Below are 11,320 nucleotides of genomic sequence, written 5' to 3'. Positions count from 1 at the left end.
ATTGGTGAGTGGAAGGGCACCGTTTACCGACGTTCCAGGCGGACGCTTTCCCATGGGCCCGCGGTGAGCCAACCAGGTCGCAGGCTCCCTTTGGTTGTCTCACCTGATCGGGCTGATCCATCGGGAGCATTCCTGTTTGGTTAGTGGAACCCTATTGAAATAGAAAAGTCCCCTTGGTATGATTCGGGGTGTCAAGGCGTCGACGGCTTGACCCCTAATTATAACCAAGGAGGACTCACATGAATTCTAAAGAAAATACTAAAATTAATCAAGTCACAGAACAAACATTAGTGATAGGTATCGACATTGCTAAACATAATCATTACGCAACCTTTGTCGATGAACGTGGACGTGTTTTGAAAAAAGCATTTCTCGTTAAACAGACGCGTAAAGGGTTTGAACAGTTCTATCAAGAAATACTAGAGGGTATGAAAGAATTCGATAAATCGCATGTGATAGTGGGCGTGGAGCCTACAGGACATTACTGGTTGAATTTAGCATATTTCCTAGAGGACTACGGTATACCACTGGTCGTTATCAATCCGATGCATGTGAAGAAAGTTAAGGAATTAGATGATAATCTGCAAACCAAAAACGATAAGAAAGACGCTCTGACGATCGCACGGCTAATGAAAGATGGTCGTTTCTCATATCCGAAGCTTCTTCGGGATCAAGCAGCAAATATTCGTTCCTGTTTCACGCTTGAGCAAACTTTAATAGACGACCGCACCATTTTGAAAAACAGAATTCATCGATGGGTAGATAAATACTTCCCTGAGCTATTCGAGGTATTCTCAGATTTTGGAGCCATGGTTCTAGGTGTGTTGGAGACAACCCCGTTGCCTGCAGAGCTGGTCAATATGACAACAGCCGATTTAGCGGATCAATGCGCGAAAGCGAGTCAGATGAAGCAAAGGCGACCCAAAATAGCAGCTAAAGTCATTGAGGTAGCTCAGACATCCATTGGCATCACCGTGGCTCCTTGGGGAGCTAAACGGGAGATACAATGTCTCATTCGCCAATACCGTCTACTCGAGGAAGAACTTGCGATGATTGAAGAGGAAATACAATCCTTAATTGTCCAAACGGCTGATTATGAATATCTCGCTTCATTTCCGGGAATTTCCCGTAGAACTATTTCCGGTCTCTTAGCGGAGATTGGAAGTTTTACTGACTTTGAAAGTCCACGCCAATTAATTAAATTAGCGGGACTTACGTTACATGAGAATTCCTCTGGTAAACATAAGGGAATGAAGAAGATATCTAAACGAGGACGAAGACGATTACGGGCTATTTTATTCAGAGCAATGCATCCAATCCTTAGAAACAACCCTGCCTTTATGAAGCTTCATCAGTATTATACGCAACGACCTCAAAATCCCCTTCGTAAGAAGGAGTCGATGGTCGTGTTATGTAGCAAATTACTAAAGGTTCTTCATGCCATGTGTACAAAAAAGCGAAAATTTGATGGTGAGCAAATGCTTGCGGACCTTCACTGTTTACAATTAGTAGCATGAGGTTGGCATTCTGAAACTTCTATTCATGACACGGAGAAGCTGGCACCAGCGGCGTACATTAGGCCTCGAGCCTCATCGGGAGCATCTCGCCGGCCTCCAACTTATGATAGACCGAACGAAGGAATGTCAGCGCATGACGCTAAGAGATGTGGGAGGGTTCGTCATCATAAGGTACTTGGAGATCCATAGTGCATGCCATATTAAATTAACAGTTTCTGTAACTGGTAGCGCAGCGTTATCCTTTACTTACAGTATCTACAAAAGTATGTACTTTCAGGTAGACGATTCTCTTTACTAGTCATATAAAATATTTTTGGGTCAATAGAATAATGCGACAAGCCTTGTCATCATCACCTTTTCAAGAGGGAGTCGCCGCCAGCTTCCGCTTCCATCCTACATTGATAGTACGGATACTTAGATCACTCACTGTAGGAAGTGTATGAATTATTGTTTTACCCTTACTTATTTAGATTCAAGTACTGAAGTTCAATGCCTGTTACAACATTAATTTCAATGCACAACATAAAGTATCATCCACTTACACTGCAAGGGATTGGAGCGTAGGAGGGGCGACTCTGGGAGGATCAGCGGGACAGGTGAAACACCCTGCGAGCGAAGCGACGGGGTGTGGTTCACCGCCCGCCCTCCAGAAAGCGTCCCCTCCGAAGCACCAATCCCCTTCCCCAACACCTCTGCCAGCCTTTTGTTTTCTTATCGCATACTATTTCGCATCAAAAAAGAGCTGTCACCAGTCGTCATTTAAAATAATGACGACTTGGACAGCTCCGTTCATTCTAATTATGCGTGAGCCATTGCTTGCTGTTTCTTATGGAAAGCGATGAAATTCTGTACAACCGTATCAAGGAATGCGATTGTTGCTTCATCTGTAATATTTCCTTCTTCGTCCATTTTCGTGTGAACCGCACCAATATACACTTCATTGCCTGGCAATAGGTTAGGTGCTAGTGCTGGGTTCGAAAGAATTTCGCGTAAGTGGATCTGCGCTCTTACTGAACCGAAAACTCCCATTGATGACCCTACGATAAAGCCCGTTTTACCATGTAACGTAAAGTCGCCGCCACGTGACAACCAATCCAACGCATTTTTCATTGCGCCAGGAATAGAGAAGTTATATTCTGGTGTTGCGAACATCACTGCGTCTGAATCTTTCACGTCATCTTTGAATGTTTGTACAGCTACAGTTGGTTCGCTTTCAATATCAATAGAGAACATTTCTAAGTCGTTGATAAGAACGGGTGTGATTTCCAATTCTTCTTTATAGCGCTTAGCCATGAATTTCACTAATTTTAAATTGTATGAAGTGGAACTTGTACTACCAATTACTGCTTTTACTTTGATTGTCATAATATAAATCTCCCTTTTGTTTTAATATCTGCAGGACTTATCATATCGCTTGCTCATTTTTATTTCTAATAATTTGCTTGACATTTGAAACCTTCTTTGCATGTAAACGTATACATATAAAGCAGTTCTATGTCTTTTCAAGGAGGAAGCTGTATGCGAACAATAATCCATGCGAGTATTGCGATGTCGCTACTACTTGTCGGTTGTAATTCAGCAACAGAAAAACCAACTGATGAAGTGAAGCCGCCAGTAGAAACGCCTGTTGAAGAAATACCTGAAGAAACAGCAACTTTGCCGGAGCGTGAACCCACAATGGATGTTTTACTATCCGTTGAGGGAGAAGACTCCACTATCACAATGGACCTCGTCGAAGGCAGCGATGCTATGTATTCACTGTATATTGATCCGGAACGATATACGTTTGAGACCGGTGAAAAAGAAGACAAGCTCATGACGATTGACGAAGTGCCTAAAGGGTATCCTGAGGTGAATATGACATTTCTATACGTCAAAGATCAAACGCCAGAAAGTGTAATGGAAGATATGGAACAGGAATATACTATGCCGCTTGAAGAAAAAACGATTTCTGCGCCAGTCAACGCACTTTCATTACATGGTACTTCAGGAGATGAATCGGATAGTGAAGTTGTGACGATCTACATGATGGAAGTAGACGGTGGCACATTGCTCATTAAGGAGAACTATTTCCTAGAAGCACAAGAAGGCCATGGCGCACGATTTGAACAGATGTTGGAGACGCTAGAAGTACGTAAATAAACAATGTGAAACACATGCACATACTTGAAAAGTCCTCATTCGTAATGGAATGAGGACGTAACTAGTCTATTCGATAGAAGGGTCTATGAACTTGGCCATATAATATTCGTCAACAAATTCTTCACCGATACATAAAGAATGCTTTTTAGTTCCCTCGATTTCAAACCCCATCTTTTTATATAAAGACAAACCTGCTTCATTTCGAGTAACGACCGTTAACTCTAATCGATGTATAGGATGATCCGCTGCCCACTGATCCAATTCTATAAATAGTTTCGTGCCGACGCCCTGTCTTCTGAAAGTTTCAGCAATCCCCACTACAATATATGCGCAATGTCTATTCCGTTTCGCATCACCACCGATTGCAAATAGATATCCTGCTAACACGTTTTGTTCATTTTCAGCAACTAGGATAGTGGAATTACTACTCTTTTTTATACGCTGTATCCTGTGGATTTGTTGCGCATAATCGTTTTCTCTTTCCCCAGCCTCCATCAACATATACTCTGAACTCGCTTCTACATACTCCATTAGACGGGAAAGTTTCTCCGCATCCAATATTTCTATTTCTCTTACTATCAATAGATCACTCCTCATTATCTAGTTATGTATATAATACTAGTGAAGTCTCACTTAATTTAAAATCGCATGCAATCCATGGACCCGTTTTAAAATTCTTTCTATACTATTCCAGCAAATTAAATTACATTTAATACAGTTCTGCATACCGTTAGCTGCCGGAGTTCTCTACAACTATGGGATAGTTTTAAGCCCAGCCATCGGTGCTATTTTAATGTCACTAAGTACTGTGATCGTAGCAATTAATGCTAGATTGTTAAAAATCTGATGTCGCTAGAATAATTGAATAGTGTGCGCCTATACAAAAACACCTTGAGATTTCTCATGGTGTTTTTGTATGTTTTTTACGACTCTTAGAAATTATATACATAATTGTAACTAAACCACTACCCTGCTCATCTATTTTCAAAATCCGCCTTTTGAATTGTGTACTTAGTCTTTTTAATACTGCGACTACTTCTAATTTTACATTTATTCGTAACTATTTTTATTATATTATTAAAGCAGATTATTTCATTAATTCATACAATGAAACAACTTGAAAAGCTTCGTAGAATTACTTTGCATTTTTTGTCGAATAACACTATCATATATGAGGGCCAGAATTCCCTTACGAATTTAGCAAACTAGCCAGAGCTCTACCAATACATTGTAAACATGTAAAAAATAATGTAAAAGGAGGGAGTTTTATGAGTTTAGCGTCAATCGGTGTACCTGGATTAATAATTATCTTAGTCATTATTCTAATTTTATTCGGACCTCGAAAATTGCCAGAAATTGGTTCTGCCGTCGGTAAAACACTTGCAGAATTTAAAAAGGCGACAAATGACATTTTGGAAGATGACAATAAAGACAAAAAGACTGATTCAGAAAAGTCCGAGTCCATAAAGTAACTACAATGACAAATGTGAAGGAGGAACTAAACGATGACGAATAACAAAGATTCCAATCAAGATACTCAAGATTTAAGTCGAAGAAAGTTTTTGAAGAGTGGCGGTCTTGTCGCTGGTGGACTTTTAGGTGGCTCCCTCTTTGGTGGTTTACTGACGAGCCAATTCCAAAAAGATTCGAAAAAAGAAGTTTCGCCACAAGCTGGTAAGCAAGTTACGTTTGATGCACGTACGTTCTTCAGTCGAAATGAAGACTTCGCGTTGCTATCTGCTGCAACAGAAAGAATCTATCCAGAGAATAAAAACGGAATGGGTGCAATTGAACTAGGTGTGCCTTATTTCATTGACCGTCAATGTGCAAGCAACTGGGGAAGAAATGCGAATGACTATATGGTCGGTCCTTTCCCATCGATTACAAAAACGGACGTATATGAAGAAGAAAAACGTCAAACAAACGAAGTCATCACATCGTCCACTGTTGTGAAGTTACCGGCTGGTACGGCTAACTATCAAACGAAAATGACGAGAGGGACATTTTTCCTTGAAGGGCTTAACGCAATGGAGAAAACGTCACAAGATAAATTTAAAGAGCGTTTTGTTAATTTAGAACCTGAACAGCAAGATGAAATCTTACAAATGTTTGAAAAAGGTGAAGTGAAATTCAGTGGTGTAGATTCCGCAGACTTCTTTAGCTTGTTACGTCAAACAACTATTGAAGGCGTCTATGCAGATCCTGTTTACGGTGGAAATCGTAATATGGAAGCTTGGAGAATGAAAGAATACCCTGGGCCGATCATGAGCTTTTTAGATAAAATCGAAGAAGAAGAGTTTATTGTAATGGAGCCTTCAAGTTTACGTAATTACCAAGGGCTTTAATTTAGGAGGACGCAGAAATGGCTAAAAAATTAGATAAAGTAGACGTAGTAGTCGTTGGTAGTGGTTGGGCTGGCGGTATCGTTTCAGCTGAACTTTCCAAAGCAGGCTATCAAGTCGTTATGTTGGAACGTGGTAAAGATCAAACACGTTCAGATTTTATAGGTGTTAAAGATGAGTTACGTTATACAAATAGACATGAAATGATTGAAAAATTAACAGGCGATACAATTACATCTCGTGTTTCAATAGGCGATGCTGCACTACCTGTACGCTTGCAAAAAGACATGAACACAGGGACAGACCTTGGTGGCGGAAGTATGCACTGGGCAGGTTCCGTATACCGTTGGCGTTCGTATGACTTCGAAATTCGTTCAAAAACTATCGAACGTTATGGAGAAGGCAAAATTCCAGAAGGCATGCAAATTCGTGACTGGGGAATTACGTATGATGAACTAGAGCCATATTATGCTAAATGGGAACAAACGGCTGGGATTTCAGGAGAACCTGATCCACTTGGTGACAAGAGATCAAATGAGTATCCAAACCCACCTATGATAGCTTCTCCTGCAATTAAGTTGTTTAAAGAATCGGCTAAAGAGATCGGCTTACACCCTTATCAAATGGCTTCAGGAAACATGTCTCAAACGTATACGAATCCTGATGGTGAAACGTTGAACCAATGTATGTTCTGTTCATTCTGTACAATGTACGGCTGTGACTTCGGTTCAAAATCAGATCCTCTAGCAACAGTTATTCCGACCGCTCGCAAAACTGGTAACTGTGAAATCAGAACCAATTCACTTGTCCGTAGAGTTATACATAAAGACGGAAAAGCGACAGGCGTTTTATATACGGATACAAGAACAGGACAAGAATTCGAACAACCAGCTGACGTTGTCGTGCTTGCGGCATTCACATTCTCAAATAACCGCTTGCTCATGCTATCGGATATCGGTGAAATCTATAACCCTGAGACTAGAAAAGGAACGATTGGCCGTAACTTTACAGGACAATTCAACAGTACGTTCCTAGGCGCAACAGGATTCTTTAATGACAAGAAATTCAACTACTACATGGGTGCTGGTGGATTAGGTGGCGCTTTAAGTGACTATGACGCGGACCTATTTGACCACACAGATTTAGACTTCATTCACGGTGGCGGTATCGAACTTCGTCAATACGGAGATGCGGCGATTAAAAATAACTTCGTCCCTAAAGGTACACCAACATGGGGTGAAGAATTTAAAGAGAAATCACTCTTCTATGCTTTCCGTACATTAACGGTTTGGTACTCAGCAGCAGTTATGCCTTGGTGGCACAACTTTATGGACTTGGACCCTACGTATAAAGATGAGTTCGGTGATCCATTATTACGTATTACAAATAAATTAACAGAACAAGATAAGAACATCGCGAAATTCGGTATTGAAAAATGTACCGAAATTGTGGAAGCAATGGGTGCGGACATTATTGATCAGGATGAAATGCCAGACCAATTCGACCACACTTACGGCGGTATGCACTATATTGGCGGCGTAGCTATGGGTGAAGATCCAGAAACGTCTGCGGTAAACAACTACTTGCAACTGTGGGATATGGAAAACTTATTCGTCGTTGGCGGATCTGCACTACCACACTTCAGTAGTCACCACCCTACTCCAACAATCGGTGCACTTTCATACCGTGCAGCTGAAGGTATTGAAAAGTACTTAAAAGAAAAAGGCGGTCTTTTGACGCAGCCAAAATCTTCTGGCGTTAAAGCATAAATCAATATTCGATCACCCCTCACTTAGCAATATGAAAGTGAGGGGTGATTTTTTTCTGAACACTTAATTACACTCACACCGCAACGATTGGATCACGCACTACTCTAACATCATAAAATGACACTTTATTGCTAATAACGTATCCTGGCTGTCCGTCGCTATGTGAATGCGCTTCCTTGAATGCGTCGCTTTTCGTCCACGCCTCAAAAGCCTCTTTAGATTCCCAACGCGTGCTAATCGTCACTTCGTCATAATCTGGTAAATTATCCGTGAACAACACTTCCAGTCCTAAAAACCCTTCCATTTGCTCCACTTTTCCTTTTTTATCAAAACGTGTAACCAATTCATGTCCACGATCTTTTATAATCTTATTTGTGTTTGTTACGATGATCATACTTATTCCCCCTTTTATTCTACTAAAGAGTATGCTTTCTTTAGCAACTAAGTTAAATGATAATGAATCTCATTATCATTGTCAACAACAAAAAAGCCAGTCAACAACTTTACTTGCGTAAAAGTTGTTGACTGGCTGACATTCATTACTCTTCCGATGCATTAGAATAGACGTTTTGTACATCATCGTCATCTTCTAATGCATCGATCATATTCATAAATTGTTCTTGTTGCTCTTCGGTCAAATCCGCATAAACGGATGGAACCATATCTACTTCTGCCGAAACAAACTCCAAACCTTCGACTTCAAGCGCTTCTTTTACGTTCAAGAACTCGGATGGGTCAGTCAGAATTTCAAAACCATCTTCTGTTGACACAATGTCATCCGCTCCTGCTTCTAAAGCCGCCATCATAACCGCGTCTTCGTCCGTTTCTTCCGTACGTTCGATAAACAAACGGCCTTTACGTTCAAATAAATAATTGACGGAGCCCGTTTCTCCTAAACTACCGCCATTTTTATTGAACGCCACACGCATATTCGGTCCTGTACGGTTACGGTTTTCCGTCAGTGTATAGACAAGCACCGCTACGCCGCCTGGTCCATACCCTTCGTAGATCACTTCTTCGTAATTTTCGTCCGCACCTGAACCCGTTGCTTTATCGATCGCGCGCTGAATGACATCATTTGGTACATTCACACTCTTGGATTTATCGATTGCTAGACGTAAAGCTGGATTCGTGTCTGGATCGTCTCCGCCAGACTTTGCTGCCACGTAAATTTCACGCGACATCTTCTGAAAGATCTTTCCTCGTTTTGCATCCTGTGCGCCTTTTCTGTTCTGGATATTCTTCCACTTTGAATGGCCTGCCATGGATCAAACCTCCTACTTCATCATTCGCTCTACATCATACCATAATCTCGGCCAATGTGAGAGTGCAGTATCAGTGAAATGTAGAAGTTTGCTGGCCATCCGTTGCTGTTGAGCGAAAGGTAATGACAATAAATGCAACCATTCCCGAAGCACTTCATTCGGATATAAAAGCTTCGCAAGCGACTGGTTCGATAAGGTTTGCAGCGCCGGATGCTCCCCCATCAAAAAAGTCGGGTTATACGAAATTTGTGGCAACACACGATGTATCCACAACACCCGTTCATCTTCTTCCGTCCCAAGGCACGCTAAATCAAAATCGATAAAGCAAATCCTTCCATTTGTGTCCCGTAAAATATTATGATGGACGACATCTCCATGCAATAGCGTCAAAGAACTAACAGATGGTGGTTGTTTCTTCGCCATGTGCAATGAATCTTTCCCATACGTCAACAGTTGATCGATCGTCGAAGAAGGTAGAAATGCTTCACACATCTCCCGTAACTCTTCAAATCGCGCAAGTCGGACTTCCCACTTCTCCAGCATATGATAATGCGGAAGACAGGAAATCGACTCCCAATCAATCGAATATTTCGTATCATGTAATGCTTGCAGCGCACGGAATGAATCAATACGATCAATTCTTCTTTTAAAGTTGACCGCTTTGGCATCTTCAAGCCATGGCTGCATAATCAGCAACGGATCCGACTTGTCGACGATTGGGGCGATATGCGGAAAATGCTGTGCACTAAGTAATTGATGAACTTGCCGAACCTTCACAGCTTGTGCGAGTGATGCGTACTTCTTTATGGAATACACAGCTCCGCCAGACTCCATTTTCCAGACATTCTTTTTGATTTTGGTAAATCGCTGATTGTCTGCCATATGCGGTTACTGGTTTCGGTGCCAGTCCTCCGGTATTGGCATCGGCTGATGTTGAGGGGTATTACACCCACAATCACCCTGATAACCAGGAGGCTGCTGCCACATAGGGGGCATCGGCATTGGCATCATGTGCGGATATGGCATCCATTGCATCGCTGGCATACATTCCGGCTGTGTCGACCATTGAGGCTGAACTGGCCAATTCGGCGAGCAATGCTGTTGATTTGACGGACACCACGATGGCGGTGTATCTGCTTTCGGCGGCATTGTCGGTTGTTGCGGCATCGGCATCGGTGCTGGTTGTTGCGGCATCGGTTGCAGGACAGGCGGTTTTGGTTGCGGCATTGGAGCTGGCTTCATGTGCAATGAACTCGATTCGATCAGCTGCCAACCATCTGGCATTGGCGCAGGTACCGGCTTATGATGGTGTGATGATTCCTCCTGCCACTTAGGTGACTCACTTGGTGGCATTGGTTTGATTGGTGCCTGCACAGGCGGTGGCATTTGCGGCATCTGTTGCATCGGTTGTTGCGGCATATGTGGATGGCAGTCTGCATCGAAAATCGGCATCCATCCGCAAACTGGGAATACTGCTTGCCACATAGGTGGAGCTTGCATACTTGGTGGCATTTGCGGCATATGAGGCGCTGCCGGTGGAGTCTGCGGTTGTTGTGGCATTGCTGGTGGTGCGGGTGCTGGCCACTGTTGCATTGGCGGTTGTGGCACAGGTTGCTGCTGCATCGGCGGCATCGGTGGAGCTTGTGGTAGTTGCGGCACTTGATGCACTGGCGGTTTCGCTTGTGGAGGCGCTGGTTTAGAAGGCTTCTCCTGATGTGGCGGCTTCATCGGTTTTTCGTGGTGAGGTTTCTCATGGTGTGGTTTTTCCTGATGCGGTTTCTCGTGTGGCTTCTCATGCGGTTTCGTGTGATCACCCTTATGATGAGGCTTTTTCTTATCCATCGGCAAAAAGATTTTCATGCCGGGAACGATATAGTCCGGATTAGCTAGGTGAGCATTCACCCGCTTCAGTTCCTCGAACGGTATACCGTACTGTCTTGCGATCTTCCATAATGTATCACCTTTGACGACAATATGAACTTCCACTAACTATTCCCCCTTCCATCAATCCATCGTATGAACGGACGCCTACTTCTGTGACAATATGTGTAGGCTTCCTCTCTTGTTATGTATATTCGACGGGGACTAGTTTATTACAAATAAAAAACCATCCTTAGGAATAGAGGATGGTTGCGAATTAGGTCAGATCAGTAGAGAATGTTAGTTAAAAAGTACATGAATTAGAAATTACCCTTGACCTGATTCAGTTTAAGAACGAAAGTAGTTACAATGGGAGAGTTACTTAGCAAGTACGAAGGGATTGAAGCTCCAGCTGGCGGACGCTT

11 protein-coding genes are annotated in these 11,320 nt (G+C 42.5%); 5 read left to right on the top strand and 6 right to left on the bottom strand.

Features of this window, described 5'->3' with window-relative positions; all coding sequences use genetic code 11:
• The first annotated feature begins 239 nt into the window (after positions 1–239).
• Positions 240–1,517 (top strand): IS110 family RNA-guided transposase, encoded by a 1,278-nt coding sequence (locus Q7P97_RS08715; RefSeq protein WP_085426965.1) that lies wholly within the window; start codon positions 240–242, stop codon positions 1,515–1,517.
• Positions 1,518–2,315: 798 nt separating this feature from the next.
• On the opposite strand, the gene Q7P97_RS08710 is transcribed toward Q7P97_RS08715, so the two are convergent.
• Positions 2,316–2,882 carry an NADPH-dependent FMN reductase gene (locus tag Q7P97_RS08710; RefSeq protein WP_085426378.1) on the bottom strand — a complete coding sequence of 189 codons (567 nt, stop codon included), beginning with the start codon at positions 2,880–2,882 and terminating at the stop codon, positions 2,316–2,318.
• 153 nt (positions 2,883–3,035) lie between these two features.
• On the opposite strand from Q7P97_RS08710, the gene Q7P97_RS08705 reads away from it, so the two are divergent.
• A complete protein-coding gene (locus tag Q7P97_RS08705; protein WP_303968817.1) occupies positions 3,036–3,659 on the top strand; it encodes a hypothetical protein in 624 nt (207 codons plus the stop codon).
• 66 nt (positions 3,660–3,725) lie between these two features.
• Here the strand turns inward: Q7P97_RS08705 and Q7P97_RS08700 are convergent, their stop codons facing one another.
• The gene (locus Q7P97_RS08700; RefSeq protein WP_303968816.1) at positions 3,726–4,241 is read right to left on the bottom strand and encodes a GNAT family N-acetyltransferase; all 516 of its coding nucleotides are present in this window, start codon (positions 4,239–4,241) and stop codon (positions 3,726–3,728) included.
• Positions 4,242–4,927: 686 nt separating this feature from the next.
• Here Q7P97_RS08700 and tatA point away from each other — a divergent pair.
• The 3 genes from tatA to Q7P97_RS08685 are packed head-to-tail and all read left to right on the top strand — an operon-like array spanning position 4,928 to position 7,770.
• On the top strand, positions 4,928–5,131 hold the full coding sequence (gene tatA / locus Q7P97_RS08695; RefSeq protein WP_303968815.1) for a twin-arginine translocase TatA/TatE family subunit: 204 nt from the start codon (positions 4,928–4,930) through the stop codon (positions 5,129–5,131).
• 33 nt (positions 5,132–5,164) lie between these two features.
• The gene (locus Q7P97_RS08690; protein WP_303968814.1) at positions 5,165–6,004 is read left to right on the top strand and encodes a gluconate 2-dehydrogenase subunit 3 family protein; all 840 of its coding nucleotides are present in this window, start codon (positions 5,165–5,167) and stop codon (positions 6,002–6,004) included.
• A 17-nt stretch (positions 6,005–6,021) separates the two neighbouring features.
• Positions 6,022–7,770: a GMC family oxidoreductase gene (locus Q7P97_RS08685; RefSeq protein WP_303968813.1), complete on the top strand. Its 1,749-nt coding sequence runs from the start codon at positions 6,022–6,024 to the stop codon at positions 7,768–7,770.
• Between the two features lie 73 nt (positions 7,771–7,843).
• Here Q7P97_RS08685 and isdG read toward each other — a convergent pair whose 3' ends face one another.
• The 4 genes from isdG to Q7P97_RS08665 all read right to left on the bottom strand — a co-directional run bounded on the left by isdG (position 7,844) and on the right by Q7P97_RS08665 (position 11,021).
• On the bottom strand, positions 7,844–8,164 hold the full coding sequence (gene isdG / locus Q7P97_RS08680) for a heme oxygenase (protein ID WP_303968812.1): 321 nt from the start codon (positions 8,162–8,164) through the stop codon (positions 7,844–7,846).
• Positions 8,165–8,309: 145 nt separating this feature from the next.
• Positions 8,310–9,035, bottom strand: a complete 726-nt coding sequence (locus Q7P97_RS08675) for a YebC/PmpR family DNA-binding transcriptional regulator (RefSeq protein WP_303968811.1) — start codon at positions 9,033–9,035, stop codon at positions 8,310–8,312.
• Between the two features lie 12 nt (positions 9,036–9,047).
• Entirely contained in the window at positions 9,048–9,917 is an 870-nt protein-coding gene (locus Q7P97_RS08670; protein WP_303968810.1) for a phosphotransferase, read from the bottom strand.
• Positions 9,918–9,923: 6 nt separating this feature from the next.
• Complete coding sequence (locus Q7P97_RS08665) at positions 9,924–11,021, bottom strand: LysM peptidoglycan-binding domain-containing protein (RefSeq protein ID WP_303968809.1); 1,098 nt, start codon at positions 11,019–11,021, stop codon at positions 9,924–9,926.
• Positions 11,022–11,320 lie beyond the last annotated feature (299 nt).

It is taken from the genome of Sporosarcina ureae (assembly GCF_029267015.1).
GTDB lineage: Bacteria > Bacillota > Bacilli > Bacillales_A > Planococcaceae > Sporosarcina > Sporosarcina ureae_D.
Note: the sequence above shows the minus strand (reverse complement) of the source record. Positions and strands in the feature narration are given on the sequence as shown.